15 protein-coding genes are annotated in these 21,505 nt (G+C 64.9%); 8 read left to right on the top strand and 7 right to left on the bottom strand.

Annotated elements, in window-relative coordinates; all coding sequences use genetic code 11:
• Nucleotides 1–7: 7 nt before the first annotated feature.
• The 7 genes from PQR08_RS02580 to PQR08_RS02610 form a co-directional block, all read right to left on the bottom strand.
• Nucleotides 8–589: a PqiC family protein gene (locus PQR08_RS02580; RefSeq protein ID WP_250485551.1), complete on the bottom strand. Its 582-nt coding sequence runs from the start codon at nucleotides 587–589 to the stop codon at nucleotides 8–10.
• Nucleotides 589–2,190, bottom strand: a complete 1,602-nt coding sequence (locus PQR08_RS02585) for a PqiB family protein (protein ID WP_187604004.1) — start codon at nucleotides 2,188–2,190, stop codon at nucleotides 589–591. The genes PQR08_RS02580 and PQR08_RS02585 overlap by 1 nt, the downstream gene beginning before the upstream one ends.
• Nucleotides 2,187–3,473: a paraquat-inducible protein A gene (locus PQR08_RS02590; RefSeq protein ID WP_250485538.1), complete on the bottom strand. Its 1,287-nt coding sequence runs from the start codon at nucleotides 3,471–3,473 to the stop codon at nucleotides 2,187–2,189. The genes PQR08_RS02585 and PQR08_RS02590 overlap by 4 nt, the downstream gene beginning before the upstream one ends.
• Entirely contained in the window at nucleotides 3,470–4,945 is a 1,476-nt protein-coding gene (locus PQR08_RS02595) for an efflux transporter outer membrane subunit (RefSeq protein ID WP_187604006.1), read from the bottom strand. Before PQR08_RS02595 ends, PQR08_RS02590 begins: the two co-directional genes overlap by 4 nt.
• 1 nt (nucleotide 4,946) lies before the next feature.
• Entirely contained in the window at nucleotides 4,947–8,168 is a 3,222-nt protein-coding gene (locus PQR08_RS02600) for an efflux RND transporter permease subunit (protein WP_187604007.1), read from the bottom strand.
• A 44-nt stretch (nucleotides 8,169–8,212) separates the two neighbouring features.
• Nucleotides 8,213–9,457 (bottom strand): efflux RND transporter periplasmic adaptor subunit, encoded by a 1,245-nt coding sequence (locus PQR08_RS02605; protein WP_238211102.1) that lies wholly within the window; start codon nucleotides 9,455–9,457, stop codon nucleotides 8,213–8,215.
• A gap of 451 nt (nucleotides 9,458–9,908) precedes the next feature.
• Nucleotides 9,909–11,318 (bottom strand): aminotransferase-like domain-containing protein, encoded by a 1,410-nt coding sequence (locus PQR08_RS02610; protein ID WP_250485537.1) that lies wholly within the window; start codon nucleotides 11,316–11,318, stop codon nucleotides 9,909–9,911.
• 299 nt (nucleotides 11,319–11,617) lie between these two features.
• Between PQR08_RS02610 and PQR08_RS02615 the strand changes: the two genes are divergently transcribed.
• From PQR08_RS02615 to PQR08_RS02650, 8 genes are all read left to right on the top strand, one after another.
• Nucleotides 11,618–13,045 carry an amino acid permease gene (locus tag PQR08_RS02615; RefSeq protein ID WP_250485536.1) on the top strand — a complete coding sequence of 476 codons (1,428 nt, stop codon included), beginning with the start codon at nucleotides 11,618–11,620 and terminating at the stop codon, nucleotides 13,043–13,045.
• Nucleotides 13,045–14,277, top strand: coding sequence for an NAD(P)/FAD-dependent oxidoreductase (locus PQR08_RS02620; protein ID WP_250485535.1), 1,233 nt, complete (start codon nucleotides 13,045–13,047; stop codon nucleotides 14,275–14,277). The genes PQR08_RS02615 and PQR08_RS02620 overlap by 1 nt, the downstream gene beginning before the upstream one ends.
• A gap of 96 nt (nucleotides 14,278–14,373) precedes the next feature.
• On the top strand, nucleotides 14,374–15,525 hold the full coding sequence (locus PQR08_RS02625) for a branched-chain amino acid ABC transporter substrate-binding protein (RefSeq protein ID WP_238211106.1): 1,152 nt from the start codon (nucleotides 14,374–14,376) through the stop codon (nucleotides 15,523–15,525).
• Nucleotides 15,522–16,901, top strand: a complete 1,380-nt coding sequence (locus PQR08_RS02630; RefSeq protein WP_187604013.1) for an ethanolamine ammonia-lyase subunit EutB — start codon at nucleotides 15,522–15,524, stop codon at nucleotides 16,899–16,901. The genes PQR08_RS02625 and PQR08_RS02630 overlap by 4 nt, the downstream gene beginning before the upstream one ends.
• On the top strand, nucleotides 16,868–17,668 hold the full coding sequence (gene eutC / locus PQR08_RS02635; protein WP_250485534.1) for an ethanolamine ammonia-lyase subunit EutC: 801 nt from the start codon (nucleotides 16,868–16,870) through the stop codon (nucleotides 17,666–17,668). The genes PQR08_RS02630 and eutC overlap by 34 nt, the downstream gene beginning before the upstream one ends.
• Before the next feature lie 253 nt (nucleotides 17,669–17,921).
• Nucleotides 17,922–18,227, top strand: a complete 306-nt coding sequence (locus PQR08_RS02640) for a DUF485 domain-containing protein (RefSeq protein WP_035501389.1) — start codon at nucleotides 17,922–17,924, stop codon at nucleotides 18,225–18,227.
• Nucleotides 18,224–19,885 (top strand): cation acetate symporter, encoded by a 1,662-nt coding sequence (locus PQR08_RS02645; RefSeq protein WP_250485533.1) that lies wholly within the window; start codon nucleotides 18,224–18,226, stop codon nucleotides 19,883–19,885. Before PQR08_RS02640 ends, PQR08_RS02645 begins: the two co-directional genes overlap by 4 nt.
• Before the next feature lie 148 nt (nucleotides 19,886–20,033).
• Nucleotides 20,034–21,491, top strand: coding sequence for an NAD-dependent succinate-semialdehyde dehydrogenase (locus tag PQR08_RS02650; RefSeq protein WP_250485532.1), 1,458 nt, complete (start codon nucleotides 20,034–20,036; stop codon nucleotides 21,489–21,491).
• The last annotated feature ends 14 nt before the right edge of the window (nucleotides 21,492–21,505 follow it).

The following is a 21,505-nucleotide window of genomic DNA, read 5'->3' on the forward strand; positions in this document are numbered from 1 at the left end:
CCCGGCTTTACTGAGGCATGCCGCCCTGAATCGCCTTCGCGATGTCGCGGCTCACGCTCGCGAGCGCGCGGCTGTGCGCCGCAACGAGCGCGTTCCAGTCGCCGCCGGTGACGGGCTCGCGCACGAGCGAGCGGCCCGTCAGCGCGTTGTCGTCGCCGAAGCGGCGCACGGACCAGTGCGCGTCGACCGTGACGGCATCGCCGGGAACGGACTCGAACTGCTGGATATCGACGCGCACGCGCAAGGCCTGCGGGTCCGCGAGCGCACGCGAGGCCGGCGCCACGCGATCGGAGCCGAGCAGCAACGTGAGATCGCCGGCGATGGCATCCGCGATGCCGCTGTTGAGCGGCGCACCCCAGCGCGCGTATTCGTTGAACGCGACTTCGTTGTTCGTATTGCGCGTGACGATCTGCGGCCGGTCGACGAGCTCGGGCACCGTCACCGGCCCGACGATCACGGGCCGCGAGTTCGTGCGCGCGGCCGTCGCGGCGAGCGAGGGATCGGCGCTCAGCCGGTAGAAGCTCGCTTGCGGCGAAGCGCATGCCGCGAGCAGAACCGCGAGAAAGAGAGAGAGCAGAGCGGGCCGCATCACTTTTTGTCCTCCGGCTTGCCGCGCAGCAATGCTTCCGGATGCTGCTGCAGATAGTCCGCGAGACTGCGGAACGAGGCCGCCGTGCGGGTCAGTTCGCGAACCGCTTCGGCCGTGTCCTGCTGCAGGCCCGAATCCGGCATGAGCGTCGAATGCGCCGCATCGAGCGCGGCGCGCGCGGCGGCGAGCGTGGTCGCAGCTTGCGGCACGACTTGCGTGTTGAGGCCCTGCATCAGCGCGGTCGTGCTGTTGAGCGTCTGCCGTGCGCTCGCGGTGAGTTCCTCGATCGGCAGCTTGTCGATGCGCGTCATGATGCGGTTCATCGAATCCTGCAGCGATTCGAGGCCGCTCGGCGTCGTCGGCAATTCGGGCGGCGTGCGGTTCCAGTCGATGCTCGCCTTCTTCGCGGTCGGGAAGAAATCGAGCGAAACATACAACTGGCCGGTAAGCAGGCTGCCCGTGCGCAACTGCCCGCGCAGGCCGCGCGACACGAGCACGTCCGCGAGCGCGCGCCGGTCGGACACGACGCGTCCGCTCTTCGGCTCGACCGCGAAGCGCGACGTGAAGCGCTCCGGATAGAGCCTGATTTCGACCGGTATGCTGATGCGCTTCGTGACCGGATCGAAGCGCGTGTTGATGGCCGCCACCTCGCCGATCTGGATGCCGCGGAATTCCACCGGCGCGCCCACGGCGAGCCCGCGCACCGAGCCTTCGAAGTTGAAGACGTAAGTATCGACGATGCGCTCCTGCACGCGCAGCGCTTCGGCGCGCGTCGGAAACAGGTTGAAGGTCGTGTCGGGCGGCGCCTCGGACCAGCTGAGCGACACCGCGGGTGTCTCGAACGCGAGCCCGCCGATCAGGATCGACACGAGCGATTGCGTGTTGACCTTGAGGCCGTCGGTGCCGAGCGTCACGTCGATGCCGCCCGCCTGCCAGAAGCGCGAGTCCGCGTTCACGTAACGGTCGTAGGGCGCATTGACGAATATATGCAGCGTGACGCCGCTGCCGTCCTTGTCGAGTTCGAAGGCCGTCACCTGGCCGACCTGCAGGCGGCGGAAATACACCGGCGTGCCGACATCGACCGAGCCCAAATCCGTCGCTTTCAGGACGAACTGCCGTCCGGGCACGTCGCTCGCGAACACCGGCGGCGTTTCGAGGCCGGTGTAATCGCGCCGGTCCTGCTTCGCGTGCCCGATATCCATGCCGATATACGCGCCCGACAGCAGCGTGCCGATGCCCGACACCGAGCCGCCCGCCACGCGCGGCCGGACGACCCAGAAGCGCGTGTCGTCGACGAGCATGTTGGTCGCGTCGCGCGTCAGCTCGGCGGTGGCGACCACGTGCTTGTAATCCTTCGAGAGCGCGACCGACTTCACGAGGCCGATGTCCACGTCCTTGAACTTGATCTTGGTCTTGCCGGCTTCGATGCCTTCGCCCGTCTTGAAGGTGATCGTGACAGTCGGGCCCTGTTCGAGCACGGCTTTCGCGGCGAGCCAGACGCCGATCACCACCGCGATGGCCGGCACGACCCACACCCAGGGAATGCGCCAGCGCTTTTTCGGCGCGACTTCCGCATCGGGGATATCGCCGGGCGTGTTCATCGTCGTTCATCCCGAGGCGGCGCGAAGTCCCAGATGAGGCGCGGATCGAACGACATCGCCGCGAACATCGTCAGCACGACGACCGCGCCGAACGCGATCGCCGCCGGACCGGCCTCGATCGTCGCCATCGCGCTGAACTGCACGAGCGCGACGAGCACGGCGATCACGTAGATATCGAGCATCGACCAGCGGCCCACCAGCTCGACGATGCGGTAGATGCGCGCGCGCCGCAGGCCTTGCTGCGTCATGCGCAGATTCGCGGTCGCGGCGAGATAGCCGATCGCGAGAATCTTGAGCATCGGCACGGCGATGCTCGCGATGAACACGATGATCGCGAGCGGCCACGATCCCGAATGCCACAGATACGCGACGCCGCTCATGATCGTGTCCTTCTGCGCGCCGAAGAGCGAGCTCGTGTTCATCACCGGCAGCAGGTTCGCGGGGATGTAGAGGATCGCCGCGGAAATCAGGTACGCCCACGTGCGCGACAGGCTCGCGGGCTTGCGCAGATGCAGGTGCGCGCCGCAGCGCGGGCAGCACAGATGGTCATGACGCAGCGTGCCGCGCGTGGAGAGCCCGCAATCGTGACAGACGCAGATGCCGCTCGCCGCCGCCGTGCGCCCGTGAAGCGGCGTGTCGGCGGGCATGCCGGGCGGCGCGCCTTCGATGCGCATCCACATCGCGCGCTCGTCGAACGCGGACGTCGCCGCGACGAGCAGCAGCATCAGCGCGGCGAGCGACCACAGCGCCGGCCCCGTGACCACCGAAGCGATATGCGCGAGCTTCACGACCGCGACCAGCAGGCCGAGCATCAGCACTTCGGTCATGCCCCAGTTGCGCGCGACGCGCAGCAGACGGAAGACGGCGTCGGCGTGCCACGGCCTGCGGTTCAGATACAGCGGCAGCAGCAGCCACACCATGCCGAGCGCCTGCAGCGCGGGCATCAGGATCGTCGTGATGAAGATGAGGCCGGCGAGCGGCCACATGCCGTCGCGATAGAGCACGCGCACCGCGCCGATCAGCGTCGTCTCGACGACATCGCCGTTCACCGCGAGGCCGACGATCGGAAACGCGTTCGAGATCAGCCACAGCACGAAGGCGGCGAGCGCGAAGGCGAGCGCGCGGTCGAAACCGCGCCCGCGCCGGCGATAGAGCACCGCGCGGCAACGGCAGCAGCGCAGCGTGCCGCCGGGCGGCACGACGCCTTCGCGCTGCATCAGATCGCATTCGTGGCACGCAATGAGCGGGCGCGCTTCGCGATCGTCGGATGTGACCGTGTTCATTGCACTGTCTGGGAAGCGGGCTGGTCCGGCTTGGCCGTATCGGCGGATGGCGTCGCGGATTGTTGCTGCGTCGTCATCTTGTCGGCCGCGACGACCCAGCCGCCGCCCATCACCTTGTAGAGCGTGACGAACGACACGAGCGCGGCGGCCTGCGTCTGCGCCTGCGAAAGCTCGGCGTTGAAGAGGCTGCGCTCGGCGTCGAGGACTTCGATATAGCTCGTATAGCCGCCTTCGTAGCGCGCCCGCGCGAGCCGCGAATACGTGGCGAGCGCGGTGACCTGGCGGCCCTGCACTTCGAGCTGCTCGTGCAGTTTCTGCGACGCGATCAGCGCATCATCGACTTCCTGGAACGCGACCTGGATCGACTTCTGATACGTGAGCAACGCCGCCTGCTGCTGCGCTTCGGCCGACTGCACCTGGCCGGAGATATTGCCCGCCGTGAAGATCGGCTGCGTGATCTGCCCCGCGAACGCCCACACGCGCGCCGGCCCCGTGAAGAGCGACGAGAACTGGCCGCTCGCGGTGCCAAAGAGGCCGGTCAGCGAAATCTGCGGGAAGTAGAGTGCGCGCGCCGCGCCGATGAGCGCATTGGCCGCGACCAGATCCTGTTCCGCCTGACGCAGGTCGGGACGCCGCTCCAGCAGGTCCGATGGCAGGCCCGCCGGGATCACTGGCGTCGCGAGTTCGTTGAGCGTCCGGCCGCGCACGATCGGCCCCGGATTCGCGCCGAGCAGCACCGAGAGCGCGTCTTCCTGCTGCGCGATCTGGGTTTCGAGTTGCGGAATCACCGCGAGCGAGGCTTCGTATTCGGACTGGCTTTGCGCGAGTTCCATCTGCGAGACTTCGCCGCCTTCGAAGCGCAACGTGAACACGTGCACCGATTCGGCGCGGCTCTGCGTCGTCGCCTTGGCGATTTCGAGCTGCTTGTCGAAGCTGCGCAGATTCAGATACGCCGACGCCACCGACGCCACCAGCGACAGAATGGTCGCGCGCCGTCCTTCCTCGCTCGACAGCAGGTTGGCGCGCGCGGCCTCCGTGAGGCGCCGGTTGCGGCCGAAGAGATCGAGTTCCCACGACGCCGACACCGACGCCTGGAAGTCGTTGTAGACCGGCCCGAAGCCGTTGAGCGGCTGCGGCCCCGCCGCCGACGCGCGCTGCCTCGCCGCCGACGCCCCCGCCGATATCTGCGGAAACAGCGCGGCACGGGTCGTCACGAACTGGCCCATGAACTGATCGACGCGCGCCGCCGCGATCTTCACGTCCTTGTTGTTCGCGAGCGCCGTCGAGATCAGCTCGTTGAGCACCGGATCCTGGAACTCCTGCCACCATTCGGTGTTCGCGGTATCGGCGACTTCGGCCGTGGCGAAACGAAACGTCGCCGGCGTATCGACCGGCTGACGCGAATAGTTCGGACCGAGCAGGCAGCCGGAGAGCGCTAGCGCGGCGGCGAAGCTGGCGAAAGTGCGCCGCATGTCAGTCTCCCTTGTCCGGGGCGGACGGCGAGGCATTCGAACCGCTTCCCGATGCGTTCTGGGACGGCTTCGCATCGGTGGCGGCGGGCGCTTCGTCGGCTTTCTTTTTCTTCGAGCGCGAGGACATCGTTTCCAGTCCCCAGAAGAACATCGGGATGAAGAATACGGCGATGACCGTCGCGCCGAGCATCCCGCCGATCACGCCCGTGCCGATGGAATGCCGGCTGTTCGCGGATGCGCCCGTCGCGATCGCGAGCGGCACGCAGCCGAGAATGAACGCGAGCGAGGTCATCACAATCGGGCGCAGGCGCTCTTCGGCGGCGGTCATCGCCGCGTCGTAGACGGACGCGCCCGCCTCGCGGTTCAGCACGGCGAACTCGAAGATGAGAATCGCGTTCTTCGCGGCGAGCGCGACGAGCATCGTCAGGCCGATCTGGAAGTACACGTCGTTGTTGAGGCCGCGCAGGAGAATCGCGAGCAGCGCGCCGAAGATCGCGAACGGCACCGCCATCAGCACGCCGAACGGCAGGCTCCACTTCTCGTATTGCGCCGCGAGAATCAGGAACACCATGATCAGGCCGAACACGAAGACGAGCGCCGACGAACTGCCCGACTGCTTCGCTTCGTAGGCCTCGCCGCTCCACCCGACGCCGTAGTCCGTTGGCAAGCCCCTTGCGATATCTTCCAGCGCGTCTATGACCTGTCCGGACGCATACCCTGGCGCGGCGTTCGCCGTGATCTTCACCGCCGGGAAGTTGTTGAAACGCGTGATGAGATCGGGGCCCGTCACATAGCGCGTCGTGACCATCGCCTTGAGCGGCACCATCTCGCCGGACTTGCTCTTCACGAAAATCTGCGTGAGATCGTCCGGCTTCAGCCGGTATTGCGGCTCCGCCTGCAAGATCACCTGCCAGAGCCGGCTCGACCGGTTGAACTGCGACACGTAGAGCGAGCCGAACATCGTCTGCATCGCGCTATAGACGTCCTCGACGGGCACGCCAAGCGTTTCGGCCTTGTCGCGATCGACATTGGCGAGCATCTGCTGCGACGACGCGTTGAAGGTCGAGGTAACGCCCGTCAGTTCCGGGCGCGCCTTGGCCTTGGCGACGAAATCGTCCACGATGGCGGCGAACTGGCCGATGGTCGCATCGCCCTTGCTCTGAATCCACATCTCGGTGCCGCCGGTCGTGCCGAGACCCGGAATCGACGGCGGATTCAGCGGCACGACGATGCCTTCCCTGATCTGCGACAGATGCTTGTACGCATCGACGAGCACCGCGCGCGCGTTCTGCGTGCGGATATTGGCCGACTTGTAGCGTTCCTCGAAACTCTTGAAGCCGACGAAGAACGTCGACGAGTTGTTCTTGTTCTGGCTATCGAGAATGCTGAAGCCATCGACGGTCGTAATGCTGCCGACCGCCGGCTGCTTCATGAAGTACTCGGTCACGCGGTCGGACACCGCGCCGGTGCGGTCGAGCGACGCGGCATCGGGCATGATCACCGCGCCGAGCAGATAGCCCTGATCTTCCGGCGGCAGGAACGCGGTCGGTATGTCGCGCATCATGACGACGGCGAGCGCGATCATGCCGATGAAGAGCAGCAGCGCAATCGCGAAACGCTTGATGATGAGCCGCACGACGCTCGTGTAGCCATGCGTCATGCGCAGGAACTGGGCATCGAACCAGCGGAAAAAGCCTTTTTTCTCGTGATGCCCCGGTTTGAGCAGCAGCGCGGCGAGCGCGGGCGACAAGGTCAGCGCGACGATGCCCGAGATCACCACCGAGATCGCTATCGTGATGGCGAACTGCTTGTACATCTGCCCCGTGATGCCGGAGAGGAACGCCACCGGCACGAACACCGCGCACAGCACGAGCACGATGGCAACGACCGGCCCGGCCACTTCGTCCATCGCCTTCTTGGCGGCGGTCTTCGGATCGAGCTTGTGCACGGTCATGTTGCGCTCGACGTTCTCGATCACCACGATCGCATCGTCCACGACAATCCCGATCGCGAGCACCATGCCGAACAAGGTCAGCATGTTGATGGAGAAGCCGAGAGCCTCCATGCCCATGAACGTGCCGACGATCGACACCGGCACCGCGATCACCGGAATCAGCGTGGCGCGCAGGCTTTGCAGGAACACGAACACGACGATCACGACCAGCACGACCGCTTCGAAGAACGTATGCACCACGTCCGAGATGGACGCGCGCGTGAACTCCGTCGTGTCCATCGCGACTTCGTAGTCGATGCCCTGCGGGAACGTCTTCTTCATCTCGGCGAGCGACGCGCGCACCTGCTTCGCCACGTCGAGCGCGTTCGCGCCCGGCTGCTGATAGACGGCGAGCACCGTCGCCGATTTGCCCTGGAAGCGGCTGCGGATCGAATAATCTTTCTGCCCGAGCTCCGCGCGGCCCACGTCCTTCAGGCGCACGATCGCGGCGCCGCCCGATTGCGCACGGATGATGATGTTCTCGAACTCGGAGGGCTCGGTGAGCCGCCCGGTCGTCGTCACCGCGAAGGACTGCTCGACGGCCGCGCCCGTCGGCGATTGTCCGAGACGGCCCACGGCGAACTGCTGGTTCTGGTTCGCCACCGCGCGCTGCACGTCCGCGGCGGTGATGCCGAGCTGCGCCATGCGATCGGGCTTGAGCCAGATGCGCATCGCGTAATCGGGCGTGCCGAAGATACTCGTCTGGTTCGCGCCGGGAATGCGCTTGAGTGCGTCGAGGACATACACGTTCGCGTAGTTCGCGATGTACGTCGCGTCATACCGCTCGTCGGGCGAATAGATGGCGATGACCATCATGAAAGCCTGCGACTTCTTCTGCACCTGCACGCCCTGCGCGGTCACCGATTGCGGCAGTTGCGGCAGCGCGAGATTCACGCGGTTCTGCACGTCGACCTGCGCGAGCTCCGGGTTGGTGCCGATCTGGAAGTAGGCGTTGATCGTCAGATTGCCCGTCGACGAACTCGACGAGCTCATGTAGATCATGTTGTCCGCGCCGTTGACCTGCTGCTCGATCGGCGCGGCGACGTTGTTCGCGACCACGTCCGCGCTCGCGCCCGGATAGGTCGCGGAGATCGTGATCTGCGGCGGCGTGATGTCGGGATACTGCGCGGTGGGCAGCGCAAGCATGCACAGCGCGCCGCCCAGCGTGATGACGATCGATATGACCGACGCGAAAATCGGACGGTCAATGCAGAAATGTGAAATGTTCATTGGCCTCTTCCGCGCGACATGCTTCCGATAGACGTCAGATCAAATCACTTTTCGCCTGCGCTCTTCGTTTGCCCGGCCGACGCCTCCTGCGCGCCCGACGCCGGCGCCGCGGGTGCGGCCGAAACGCGAATCTGCGAATCCGCGCTGACCCGGATCGCGCCATCGACGATGACGCGCTCGCCCGCCTTCAGGCCGCTCGTGATGAACCAGTCGTCGCCGTGCCATTCGCCGACTTCGACCACGCGCTGGTGCGGCTTCGATTGCTCGTCGAGCACCCACACGAAGTGGCTCTTCGCGCCCTGCAGCACGGCGCGCTGCGGCAGGAGAATGGCGTTGGGCCGCACCGCGCCCACAACGCGCGCCTTCACGAACTGCCCGGGACGCAGCGTGCCCTGCGGATTCGCGAATACCGCGCGCACGAGGAACGTGCCCGTCTCCGTGCTGAACGCCGGATTCGTGAAGTCGATACGGCCGGTCTGCGGAAAGACCGAGCCATCGGCCTGAATGACAACGACATCGAACTTGTTGTCGGGCGGAAAGTGCAGCTGGCCCGTCTTGATCTGCTCGCGATACTTCAGCAACTCGTTCTCCGAGATGCTGAAGTTCACCCACATCGGGTCGAGCTGATAGACGGAGGTGAGCAGGCCCGATTGCGTCGGCGTCACGTAGCTGCCTTCCTGCACGTGCGCGAAGCTGGACAGGCCCTTGAGCGGCGAGCGGATCGTCGTGTAGCTCAGATTGAGCTCCGCGGTCTGCACCTCGCCTTTCGCGGCGATGACGGCGGCCTGCGCGCTCTTCTCGTTGCCGACGGCGTCGTCGAGATCTTTCTTGCTCAACGCGTTCATCGCAGCGAGCGGCTTCACGCGCGAGAGATTCTGCTGGGTGACGAGGAGGCGCGCATCCTGCTGCGCGAGCGAGCCCTTCGCGGTCTGCAGCGCGGCTTCGAAGGGGCGTTTGTCCATGAGGAACATCACCTGCCCGGCCTGGACGAGCGAGCCTTCCGTGTACATGCGCTTTTCCAGGAAGCCGTCGACGCGTGCGCGTATCTCGACCTCGCGCGAGCTCTGCGTCTGCGCGGTGAATTCGAATTCGACGGGCGTCGACTGCGCGGCGACGGTCACGACAGTGACATCGACGGCGGGCTTCTGCGCTTCGGGCGGCGGCTTCTTGCACGCCACGAGCGCAAGCGACGCCATCGTGGCGACAGCGACGAGACGCAACGCGCGCATCGGGCGCGACGGTTGAGCGAACGAGCAGCAGTCCAGCATCTGTTCCGACACGAACGCCATAGGCGCCTCCCTCTTGGGATGGCCGATCGTTGATGAGCGAGCGCGCCCTGGAAGGCGCCTCGCCACGACATGCTCGCGGCTGCGTTTCAGCGAAGGCGTGCCTTCGCCGTGCGATGAAATCGCGGGACAGGAATCTTTGGCGACGTCAGCGAGCGCGAGCCTGATGCTTTTGATGTGTCGTAGCTGCCTCCGGTTTTGGCGGTCGAGTTATAGCCAGAGATGCTGATTGTTTCGCGACTGTGTTGCGTGACGTGTCTACTAATAGCCGAATACGGATGAAAACGCTATAGCGTTTAATGCCATTTCGACTGAGGCGGCGGATCGGGCCGCGCAGCAATTACTGCTGGCTTTGGTTTGCAGGCCGACGGGATCGCCGGCTGCGGCGGGAAGCTATGGATTGCTTGGCAGTCTGTCGAACGGGCGTGCCGGAATTTGGCCGGCGTGCTGCTTGTCACAGGTGCCCGAACAGCGCCCGCGGCCGGTCCCTCAGCGTACCCGCGAGCATTCTCAGGCCGCTGACGAGCTGATCGCGGCTTTCGGCGCACGCGAGATTGATGCGCACGCCATGCTCGATCTCCGAGCGGTCCACCGCGAACGCCGACGACGGCATCACCACCACGCCGCGCGCCTTTGCATTCGCCGCGAAATCGTCGGCGCGCCACGGCAGCGGCAGCTTCAGCCAGACGAACATGCAGGCCGGATCGGACTGAAGGAGATCCTGCGGCAGCAACTCGCGCGCGAGATCATGCCGCGCGCGAATCTCGGCGAGCTGCGCGTTCATGATGTGCTGCGCGGTGCCATCCTCCATCCAGACGGCGGCAATCAGCATCGATAGCGGAGCGGGCATCCATGCCGTCGTGCGCACGGCCTCCGCACAAAGCGCCGAATTGTCCTGCGGGCTCAGCAGATAACCGAGCCGCAAGCCGGGCGCGAGTATCTTCGAGGTCGCCGAGATATGGAACGTCAGCTCGGGGCACAGGCTCGCGAGCGTCGGCAGGCGTTGCGCGACGAGCGGGCCGTACACATCGTCCTCGATGATCGCCACGCCATGCCGCCGCGCGACATCGACGAGCGCCATGCGCCGTTTGAGGCTCATCGTCGTGACGGTGGGATTCTGCAGATTCGGCACCGTGAAGATCGCCTTCACCGGCACGCGCTTGCACACGCGCTCGACCTCGTCGATGAGCAGGCCGTCGCGGTCGCTCGGAATGCCCACGATCTCGAACTGGAACACCGGCGCGAGCGCTTTCAGCCCGTAATACGTGAGCTGATCCGCGAGGATCACGCCATCCGTGCCGATCAGGCTGTTGAGCACCGCGTACAGGCCGTGCTGCGCGCCGCTCGTGACGACGACCTGATCCGCGGTGGGCGCGAAGCCCGGCGCGCTCATCCAGCGCGCGCCGGCGGCGCGCGCCCATGAAGGGCCCTGCGGCGGCTGATATTCCTGCAACTGCGCGAAGCGCGGATCGCGCGGCAACTCGCCCAGCGTGCGCGCGAGGCAGGCGAGGAATTCGCCGGTCGCGGGCCGGTTCACCGTCAGGTCGATGACCGCGCTGCCCGAGCTCGCGGGCGGCGTCTCCACGCTCGGCATCGCGCCGCCGGTCACGAGCGAGCCGCGCCGCTTGCTGCCGATCACGAGGCCGCGCAACTGCAATTCCTTGTACGCGCGCGACACCGTGGACACATTGATGCCCAGGTCGCTCGCCAGTTGCCGTTGCGGCGGCAGACGGCTGCCGGGCGGATAGATGCCGCTGCGGATTTCCTTCTCGATGGAGCTGGATACCTCGATATAGGTCGATCGCTTGGTCGCGCCGTCGCCTTCGCCGTTCGCGGTCAGCGTCTGATCCTTGTCGGAAGCCATGAATCTCTGTCTCCATACAAACGATGCTTTGTCCGCGATTTGTGCGGAAGTCAGGCGATTCTAACCCAGAGTGGCCGCGATGCAATGCTCGCGTAAGCGCCAAAGCGTGTTGAAGCGCTTCTGCAAGACGCGCTCCAGGCGCACTCAGGGAAAATCCCATCACCACACAATAGCGTTTTTAATTGCACACAAAAAAATCTTGTGTGATTCTAGTATCAGAGTTTGTCTGGTGTGCGCTGGGTTTTTGCATCAGCCGCGCGTCCGATTCATCCGATCTTTGTTCGCAGGAGATTTCCCCGATGTCCTTGCCTCAAACCTCTCAACCCAAGCTCGGCGCGGCGTTGCGCCAGCGTCACGTCACGATGATCGCGCTCGGCGGCATCATCGGCGCCGGGCTGTTCGTCGGCAGCAGCGCGACGCTCGCGACAGTCGGCCCGGCGGCGTGCGTGTCCTATCTTGTCGCCGGCATCGTCGTGCTGATGGTCATGCGCATGCTCGGCGAAATGGCGCTCGCCGTGCCCGGCGTCGGCTCGTTCACCGAATACGCGCGCATCGGCCTCGGCAACTGGGCCGGCTTCACGAGCGGCTGGCTCTATTGGTACTTCTGGGTGATCGTCGTCGCGGTGGAGGCCGTCGCGGGCGCCGCGATATTGCAGCGCTGGATACCGGCGCCGGTCTGGGTCATCGGCCTCGTGCTCTTGTCCGTGATGACCGTGATCAACCTGCTCTCGGTCAAGTCGTACGGCGAATTCGAGTTCTGGTTCGCGTCGATCAAGGTCGCGGCGATCATCGTGTTCATCGCGATCGGCGCGGGCTATCTGCTCGGCTTCGGGCACACGGGCGGCGCGGTTACCCATCTCACCGGCAATCGCGGCTTTCTCCCGTTCGGCGCGATGTCCGTGTTCGCCGCCGTGCCGACGGTGATCTTCGCGGTCGGCGGCGCGGAAATCGCGACCATCGCCGCCGCCGAATCCGACGATCCCGCGAAGAGCGTCGCCGCCATGACGCGCTCGGTGATCCTGCGCGTCATCACGTTCTATGTCGGCTCGCTGTTCCTGATCGCGTGCATCGTGCCGTGGGGCAGCATCGTGACGGGGCATTCGCCGTTCGTTGCCGCACTGGAGACGATGCGCATTCCCTACGCCGCCGACATCATGAACGCGATCGTGCTCGTCGCCGTGTTGTCCGCGCTGAACTCGGGCCTGTATGTGTCGTCGCGCATTCTGTTCCGTCTCGCCGAACGCGGCGATGCGCCGAAGTCGCTGCTCAGGCTCACGCCGCAGAAGGTGCCGCGTCTCGCGGTGCTGCTCTCGAGCGTGGTCGGCTATGTGGCGATCGTCGCGGCGATCGTGTCGCCGCAGGGCGTGTTCCTGTTCCTCGTGAACGCATCGGGCGCGGTGATGCTGTTCGTCTATCTCGCGACGGCACTCGCGCAGATCCGCATCCGCCGGCGCATCCAGAAAGAAGCGCCCGAGCGTCTCACGCTCAAGATGTGGCTCTTTCCGTGGCTGTCGTATGCGGTGGTCATCGCGATCGTCGGCGTGCTCGCGGCGATGGGCGCGGACCGCGAACTGCGTCCGCAACTGATGGCGAGCCTCGCAAGTCTCGCGGTGGCCTCGGCGGCTTACCTGTTCGCGGCGAAGCATCATCGTCGTCAGGAAGAGAGCGAGTCGGCGACGGGATTTCTGTCGCATGAAGGCAATCTTGCATGGAAGGGGCGTGACTGATGTCGAATGTGGCGATCATCGGCGCGGGGTTCATCGGCATGGCGAGCGCCGCCTGGCTCATGCGCGACGGTCACGGCGTCACGCTGTTCGATCCGTCGGGCGTGGCGCAGGGCGCGTCGTTCGGCAATGCGGGCACCTTCGCGCCGTACGGATGCGTGCCGGTGAACAATCCGTCCGTGTTCCGCGATATCCCGCGCTTTCTGTTATCGAACGACAGCCCGTTCAGATTGCGCTGGAGCTATCTGCCGCAACTCGCGCCGTGGCTCGCGCGCTTTCTGATGAGCTCGCGGCGCGCGAACTTCGAAGCGAGCGCGAAGGCGTTGTCGGCGCTGCTCTCGCGTGCGCAGGAAGGCTATGCGCCCTTGCTCGAAGAAGACGGTCTCGCGCGTTTCGTGAAGCCGCGCGAGTGTCTGTATCTCTATTCGAGCGCCGCATCGTTCGATGCATCGCGCGATTCGCTCAGCCTTCGCGAACGGCTCGGCGTGAGCTTCGACGTGCTCGAAAGCGGCGCGATCCGCGAACTCGAACCGCAGCTCGCCCCGATCTTCGCGCGCGGCGTGCTGTTCCGCGATAGCTGGCATTTCACCGATCCCGCCGGTTTTCTGGAGGCCTTGTATGAACGGCTTGCGGCGCGCGGAGCGCAACTGGAGCGCGCGAAAGTGGACGCGATAGAACCGGACGCGCAAGGCGTTTCATTGCGTGTGAACGGCGATGCGCGCCGCTTCGATCATGTCGTCGTCGCGACGGGCGCGCGCTCGCGCGAGTTCGCGCATCAATGCGGCGACGACGTTCCGCTCGATACCGAGCGCGGTTATCACGTTCGTTATGCGTCGGCGTCGAACCTGATATCGCGGCCGTGCGGCTGGGCGGAGCGCGGCTTCTACATGACGCCGATGAGCGATGGCATTCGCGTAGCGGGCACGGTCGAGCTCGCGGGCTTCACCGAGACGCGCAACCGCGCGCTGCTCGATCTCGTGACCGTGTCGTCCAAGCGCGCGTTGCCCGCGCTCGGCGCGCCGGACCGCGAATGGCTCGGCTTTCGTCCGACATTGCCCGATGGCGTGCCGGTGATCGGCGCGTCGAAGGCGAGCGAGCGCGTCGTGTATGCGTTCGGGCATCAGCATCTCGGGTTGACGCTCGCGGGCGTGAGCGGACGCATCGTCGCCGATCTGATCGCGCGGCGCGCACCGCCGCTCGATCTCGCGAGCTATCGCGCGTCGCGCTTTCACTGAGCGCGGCACGCATTCGCATGAGACCTGTTCGCGGTGTCGCGCCGCGAGCGGGCCGTATGAAAACTGGCGCGACGTCCAACCATGTGGAGCACGAACATGAACCGCCGCTTTTTGCTTTCGAGCCTTGCCGCAGGCGTGCTTGCCGCGCATATGCCGATGTCGTGGGCCGCCGATCCCGAAGTCGTGAAGATCGGCTTCGTCGGGCCGTTGACGGGGCCGGTCGCGCGCGTCGGCAAGGATTTGCAGTACGGTGCGCAACTCGCGATCGATGAAGAGAACGCGAAGCATCCGACCGTCGGCGGCAAGCCCGTCAAGTTCGAACTGGAGGTGTACGACGATCAGGCCGATCCACGCGTCGCGATTCAGGTCGCGCAGAAAGCGGTGGATAGCGGCATCGTCGGCGTGATCGGGCATTACAACTCCGGTTGCAGCATTCCGGCGTCGACTGTCTATCATCAGGCGAATGTCGCGATGATCACGCCCGGCTCGACGAACCCGCAACTCACGAAGCAGGGCTTCAAGAACGTGTTCCGCACGATGGGCCATGACGGCGTGGGCGGCGTGGTGGCGGGGCGCTTCGTCGTGGAGCAGATGAAGCCGAAGCGCATCGGCATCATCGACGATCGCACCGCGTTCGGGCAAGGTCTCGCCGATTCGTTCGAGAAGGGCGTGAAGGAGGCGAACGGCAAGGTCGTCGCGCGTGAATACACCAACGACAAGGCCGTGGACTTCCGCGCCATTCTCACGACGATGAAGAGCCAGAACGTCGATCTGATCTTCTTCGGCGGACTCGATGAACAAGGCGCGATGCTCGTCAAGCAGATGCGCTCGCTCGGCATGACGACGCAACTCTTCGGCGCGGGCGCGCTGAAAAGCAATGCGTTCCTGCAAATCGCGGGCACGTCGGGCAACGGCACGCAGGATCTCGAACCCGGTCCCGCGCTCGACAAGCTGCCGTCCGCGCAGGAGTTCGGCAAGCGCTACAAAGCGCGCTTCAATCAGGATGTGGAGCTGTATGCGCCTTTCGCCTACGATGCCGCGCTCGCGATGATCAAGGCCATCCACGATGCGAATTCGCTCGATCGCGGCAAGATCGTCGAGGCGCTCGCGAAGGTCAACGTGACGGGCGTGACCGGCAAGATATCGTTCGATCCGTACGGCGATCTGATCAAGCCGCCCTATACGCTCTTTCAGGTCGAGCAGGGCCAATGGAAGAGTTTGAAGACAGTCGGCGGAAGCGGCGTATGAGCTTCAGCGAAACCGTAGGCGTTCGCACGTATCGTTTCGACGATCTCGCGACGCTCCTCGCGAAGGCGAGTCCGCGACGTTCCGGCGATGAACTCGCGGGCATCGCCGCGGCGACGGAAGAAGAGCGCGCGGCGGCGAAGCTGGCGTTGTCGGCGGTGCCGCTGCGCGCGTTCATCGAAGAGGCGTTGATCCCGTACGAAGACGACGAAGTCACGCGCCTCATCATCGACGAACATTCGAAGGATGCGTTCGCCGCCGTGTCGCATCTCACGGTCGGCGAGTTCCGCGAATGGCTGCTGGCCGATTCGACCGATACTGCCGCGCTCGTCGCGGTGTCGCAGGGGCTCACGCCGGAGATGGTCGCGGCGGTATCGAAGCTGATGCGCAATCAGGACCTCATCCTCGCCGCGAAGAAGCGCCCGGTCGTCACGCGCTTCAGGAACACGGTCGGCTTGCCCGGACACATGTCGGTGCGTCTTCAGCCGAATCATCCGACCGACGATGTGCAGGGCATCGCCGCATCGATGATCGACGGCCTCATGTACGGCTGCGGCGACGCGATGATCGGCATCAATCCCGCATCGGACTCGCCGCAGGCCATCGGCAAATTGCTCGCGATGATGGACGCGTTTCGCGAACGCTACGACGTGCCGACGCAGACCTGCGTGCTGACCCACGTGACCAACACGCTCGCGGCGATGGAGCAGGGCGCGCCGGTCGATCTCGTGTTTCAGTCGATCGCGGGCACGCAGAAGGCGAACGCATCGTTCGGCATCTCCATCGCGTTGCTGCAGGAAGCGTATGAGGCGGGATTGTCGTTGAAGCGCGGGACCGTCGGCGAGAATCTCATGTACTTCGAGACGGGGCAGGGCAGCGCGCTGTCCGCGAACGCGCATCACGGCGTGGATCAGCAGACGTGCGAAGCGCGCGCCTATGCGGTGGCGCGCAGGTTCAATCCGTTTCTCGTGAATACGGTGGTGGGCTTCATCGGTCCGGAGTATCTCTACGACGGCAAGCAGATCATTCGCGCGGGCCTCGAAGATCATTTCTGCGCGAAGCTGCTCGGCGTGCCGATGGGCTGCGACGTGTGCTACACGAATCACGCGGAAGCCGATCAGGACGACATGGACACGCTGCTCACGCTGCTCGGCGCGGCCAACGTGAACTTCATCATGGGCGTGCCCGGCGCCGACGACGTGATGCTGAACTATCAGAGCACTTCGTTTCATGACGCGCTCTATGTGCGCGATGTGCTCGGCCTCAAACGCGCGCCCGAGTTCGAAGCATGGCTGCAGGCGATCCAGATCACGAATGCGCGCGGCATGCTGAGGGAACAGACGCAATGGCCCGCGCTCATCGACTGGATGAGGGCGTGATGAACGTCAGCGCGAATCCGTGGGAAGCGTTGCGCCGGTTCACCGATGCGCGCATCGCGCTCGGACGCGCGGGCAGCAGCGTGCCGACCGCGCCGCTGCTCGCGTTCAATCTCGCACATGCGCAGGCGCGCGACGCGGTGCATCGGCCGCTCGATGTCCCGGCATTGCAGGACGAACTGACGTCGAAGGGATTCGAGAGCGCCACGGTTTGCAGCGCCGCGCCCTCGCGCGATGTCTATCTGCGGCGTCCCGATCTCGGGCGCCGCCTGAACGAGACGAGCGCGACACAACTCGAATCGCACACGAAGGACGCAGACCTCGTGTTCGTCATCGCCGATGGACTTTCATCGAACGCGGCATCGACGCACGCGATCGCGCTCATCGAAAGGACCGTCGCGCGGCTCGACGGCTGGCGCATCGGTCCTGTCGTCATCGCGACGCAGGCACGCGTGGCGCTCGGCGATTGCATCGGGTCGATCCTGAGGGCGCGCATCGTTGCCGTGCTGATCGGCGAACGACCGGGGCTCAGTTCTCCGGCAAGTCTCGGCGTGTATGTCACCTACGATCCGCGTCCGAGTCGCAGCGATGCGGAGCGCAACTGCATATCGAACGTGCGCCCCGAAGGACTGCCCTACGATGCAGCCGCGTTCAAGCTCGCGTGGCTGCTGAACGAAGCGCGCTCTCGCAAGCTGACGGGCGTTCTTCTGAAGGACGACAGCGCGATAACCCTGCCCGGGCGAACGATCGATCGCCTGTCGCGCGCATGACTGCGCACCCGATGCTTCGCGTAAACCCCGTCGAAAGAAAGTGCCTCGCGTAAGAAACGGGTAAGCGGACGCTTTTACCTTAGTCTCCAGCGCATCGAAAGCAAAAACTCGCCTGAAAAGTATGCGCGAGGGCATTGCATGACGTCCCCGTCCGGGGATGTCCTTATTCATACGCATCGCTGACCGTTCGCGCGCCGCGCCGAACGCGGGCGTTTTCGCACGCAGAAAAGAGACATTCATGCAGGAGACGGAAATGGATCTCAAGATCGTAGAAAAAATCAAGTCGAGCGCCGCATACGGCGAACTGGTGCGAAAACGCTCGAAGCTCGGCTGGACGCTGACGGCCCTCGTGCTGGTCGTGTACTACGGCTATGTGTTGCTGATCGCGTTCGACAAGGATCTGCTCGCCGCGAAGATGGGCGCGGGCGTGATGACCTGGGGCATGCCGATCGGCCTGTTCGTGATCGTCTTCACGGTCGTGATAACGGGTCTCTACGTGCGCCATGCCAACAGCACGTACGACGAACTCACCGACAAGATCAAGCGGGAGGCCGCATGAAGCCGCAACATATCCTCGCATCGGGCGCGCTTGTCGCGGCTTCCTCCAGCGCCTTCGCCGCGGGCGGCGATCTCGGTCAGGCGGTGAAGCAGGCGACCAACTGGACCGCGATCTGCATGTTCATCGCGTTCGTGATCGCGACGCTCTTCATCACCAAATGGGCCGCGAAGAAAACGCGTTCGGCCGCCGAGTTCTATACCGCGGGCGGCGGCATCACGGGCTTTCAGAACGGCCTTGCGATCGCAGGCGATTTCATGTCGGCGGCCTCGTTCCTCGGCATTTCGGCGGCGGTCTACAGCAATGGTTACGACGGCCTCATCTATTCGATCGGCTTTCTCGTCGGCTGGCCGATCATCACGTTCCTGATGGCCGAGCGTTTGCGCAATCTCGGCCGCTTCACCTTCGCCGATGTCGCCGCATACCGCTTCAAGCAGACGCCGATTCGCGCGTTCGCGGCGTCGGGCACGCTCGTCGTCGTGGCGTTCTATCTGATCGCGCAGATGGTCGGCGCGGGACAACTCATCAAACTGTTGTTCGGCCTCGAATACTGGATCGCGGTGGTGATCGTCGGCGCGCTGATGATGGTGTACGTGCTCTTCGGCGGCATGACCGCGACGACGTGGGTGCAGATCATCAAGGCGTGTCTGCTGCTCGCGGGCGCTTCGTTCATGGCGTTCATGGTGCTGTGGCAATTCCACTTCAGCCCCGAGGCGCTCTTTGCGAAGGCAGTCGAGGTGCACGAGAAGAAGGAATCGATCATGGGTCCGGGCAACTTCATCAAGGACCCGATCTCGGCGATCTCCTTCGGCATTGCGCTGATGTTCGGCACGGCCGGTCTGCCGCACATCCTGATGCGCTTCTTCACCGTGCCGAACGCGAAGGAAGCGCGCAAGTCGGTGTTCTGGGCGACGACGTGGATCGGCTATTTCTACATTCTCACGTTCATCATCGGCTTCGGCGCGATCGTGCTGGTGAGCACCAACCCGATGTTCAAGGATGCGGGCGGCAAGCTGCTCGGCGGCACGAACATGGCGGCGGTGCATCTTGCTAACGCGGTCGGCGGCAACGTGTTCCTCGGCTTCATCTCGGCAGTGGCGTTCGCAACCATTCTCGCGGTCGTCGCGGGGCTGACGCTCGCGGGCGCGTCGGCGGTGTCGCATGATCTCTATGCGACCGTGTTCAAGAAAGGCCAGGCGTCGAGCAAGAGCGAACTGAAGGTGTCGCGTATCACGACGATCGTGCTCGGCATCGTCGCGGTGGTGCTCGGCATCGTGTTCGAGAAGCAGAACATCGCGTTCATGGTGTCGCTTGCGTTCGCGGTGGCGGCGTCGGCCAACTTCCCGGTGCTGTTCATGTCGGTCCTGTGGCGCGGATGCACCACGCGCGGCGCGGCGATCGGCGGCTTCCTCGGCCTGTTCTCGGCGGTCGCGATGACGGTGCTCTCGAAGGCCGTGTGGGTCGATGTGTTCCACTACGCGAGCGCGCCGTTCCCGTATGCGTCGCCCGCGCTGTTCTCGATGGCGATCGGCTTCATCGGCATCTGGCTCTTCTCGGTGACCGACAAATCCGCGCGTTCGCGCATCGACAAGGCCGGCTTCGAAGCGCAGACGGTGCGCTCGGAGACGGGCATCGGCGCGGTGGAGGGCGCGAGCCACTGAAGTCCTGGCGGCGGCGCGTTCTCCGATGCGCCGCCGCCGGCGCGATTCGTATACCGGAGATGCCGGGCGCGTCGCGAATGGCGAGTAAAAAATGCGTTAAGCTCGATGCAACTGAATGCACGAAGCTTCTTACGCATTGGAGCGAGCCATGGAATTGCAGTGCCCCAGTCTTTTCGAGCAATCGGCGTATATCGGCGGCGCGTGGGTCGACAGTACTTCGCTGCCGCGCGTGCCCGTCACCAATCCTTCCACCGGCGAGATCATCGGCACCGTGCCGCAAGTCACGGCGGAGCAGGTGACCGAAGCCATCGACTGCGCGAACGCGGCCTTGCAGGACTGGCGCAACTGGAGCAGCCGCGAGCGGGCGTCGGTGCTGAGGGAATGGGCGCGGCTCGTCGAACATCATCGCGACGATCTCGCCATCATCCTGTCCACCGAGCAAGGCAAGCCGCTGCACGAAGCGCGTTCCGAAATCACGCAGGCCGCCAACTATCTCGACTGGTTCGCCGAAGAAGCGCGCCGCATCTACGGCGACAACATTCCCGCGCCGCGCCGCAATCAGCGTATCCGCGTGCTGCATCAGCCGGTAGGCGTGTGCGGCGCGATCACGTCATGGACGTTTCCCTCTTCGATGGTCGCGCGACGCGTCGGCGCCGCGCTCGCGGCGGGCTGCACGGTCATTCATCATCCGGATCCGCAGACGCCGTACTCCGCGCTCGCGCTGTGCGCGCTCGGCGAGAACGCGGGCTTGCCGCGCGGCGTGCTGTCCGTGCTGACGGGCGAAGGCGAGCCGATCAGAAGCACGCTGCTCGCGAGCCCCGGTGTGCGGAAAGTATCGTTCACCGGTTCCATCGACGAAGGCAAGCGGCTGATGACCCTGTGCGCATCCACCGTGAAGAAGATGTCGCTCGAACTGGGCGCGAACTGCCCTTTCATCGTGTTCGACGATGCGGATATCGACCTCGCTGTGAAAGGCGCGCTCGATGCGCGTTTCCGTCACTCAGGTCAGGCGGCGATGTGCGCGAACCGCTTTTTCGTGCATGAAGACGTGTACGAGACCTTCGTCGCGAAGCTGGTTTCGAAGGTCGCGTTGCTCAAGGTGAGCGACGGACTGGACGAAGGCGCGCAGATCGGTCCGCTCATCGACGACGCGGCGGTGGTGCGCATCGAAAGTCTCGTCGATGAAGCGGTGAGGCTCGGCGCGAAGATCGCGGCGGGCGGATCGCGTGTCGCGCCCGGATCGAACTTCTTCAGGCCGACGGTTCTGACGGGCGTCGATCCGTCGATGAGCGTGTGCGGCGACGAAGTCCTCGGGCCGATAGCGAGCGTGCTCCAGTTCAGGGACGAGGACGACGTCATCACGCTCGCGAACGATACGCGCACCGGGCTCGCGTCTTACTTCTACACGGCGGATATCAGCCGCGCGTTCCGTGTGATGGAGGCGCTCGAATGCGGTGTCGTCGGCGTGAACGATAGTCTCGTGTTCAACGAGGTCGCGCCGTTCGGCGGCATCAAGGAATCGGGGATGGGGCGCGAGGGGGCGTCGTCGGGTGTGGAGGAGTATCTGGAGGCGAAGTATGTTTGTTTCGGGAATCTGGAGGGCTGAAGTCTCGACCCGCC

Source organism: Caballeronia jiangsuensis (assembly GCF_046030135.1).
GTDB lineage: Bacteria > Pseudomonadota > Gammaproteobacteria > Burkholderiales > Burkholderiaceae > Caballeronia > Caballeronia jiangsuensis.

What these genes read in the sequence shown, in the direction of transcription:
- PQR08_RS02595 (WP_187604006.1), bottom strand. Translation starts at nt 4,945, where the DNA reads ATGCGGCGCACTTTCGCCAGCTTCGCCGCCGCGCTAGCGCTCTCCGGC.
- PQR08_RS02645 (WP_250485533.1), top strand. Translation starts at nt 18,224, where the DNA reads ATGAAGCCGCAACATATCCTCGCATCGGGCGCGCTTGTCGCGGCTTCC.
- eutC (WP_250485534.1), top strand. Translation starts at nt 16,868, where the DNA reads ATGGCCCGCGCTCATCGACTGGATGAGGGCGTGATGAACGTCAGCGCG.
- PQR08_RS02585 (WP_187604004.1), bottom strand. Translation starts at nt 2,190, where the DNA reads ATGAACACGCCCGGCGATATCCCCGATGCGGAAGTCGCGCCGAAAAAG.
- PQR08_RS02590 (WP_250485538.1), bottom strand. Translation starts at nt 3,473, where the DNA reads ATGAACACGGTCACATCCGACGATCGCGAAGCGCGCCCGCTCATTGCG.
- PQR08_RS02610 (WP_250485537.1), bottom strand. Translation starts at nt 11,318, where the DNA reads ATGGCTTCCGACAAGGATCAGACGCTGACCGCGAACGGCGAAGGCGAC.
- PQR08_RS02650 (WP_250485532.1), top strand. Translation starts at nt 20,034, where the DNA reads ATGGAATTGCAGTGCCCCAGTCTTTTCGAGCAATCGGCGTATATCGGC.
- PQR08_RS02605 (WP_238211102.1), bottom strand. Translation starts at nt 9,457, where the DNA reads ATGGCGTTCGTGTCGGAACAGATGCTGGACTGCTGCTCGTTCGCTCAA.
- PQR08_RS02640 (WP_035501389.1), top strand. Translation starts at nt 17,922, where the DNA reads ATGGATCTCAAGATCGTAGAAAAAATCAAGTCGAGCGCCGCATACGGC.
- PQR08_RS02620 (WP_250485535.1), top strand. Translation starts at nt 13,045, where the DNA reads ATGTCGAATGTGGCGATCATCGGCGCGGGGTTCATCGGCATGGCGAGC.
- PQR08_RS02630 (WP_187604013.1), top strand. Translation starts at nt 15,522, where the DNA reads ATGAGCTTCAGCGAAACCGTAGGCGTTCGCACGTATCGTTTCGACGAT.
- PQR08_RS02615 (WP_250485536.1), top strand. Translation starts at nt 11,618, where the DNA reads ATGTCCTTGCCTCAAACCTCTCAACCCAAGCTCGGCGCGGCGTTGCGC.
- PQR08_RS02625 (WP_238211106.1), top strand. Translation starts at nt 14,374, where the DNA reads ATGAACCGCCGCTTTTTGCTTTCGAGCCTTGCCGCAGGCGTGCTTGCC.
- PQR08_RS02600 (WP_187604007.1), bottom strand. Translation starts at nt 8,168, where the DNA reads ATGAACATTTCACATTTCTGCATTGACCGTCCGATTTTCGCGTCGGTC.
- PQR08_RS02580 (WP_250485551.1), bottom strand. Translation starts at nt 589, where the DNA reads ATGCGGCCCGCTCTGCTCTCTCTCTTTCTCGCGGTTCTGCTCGCGGCA.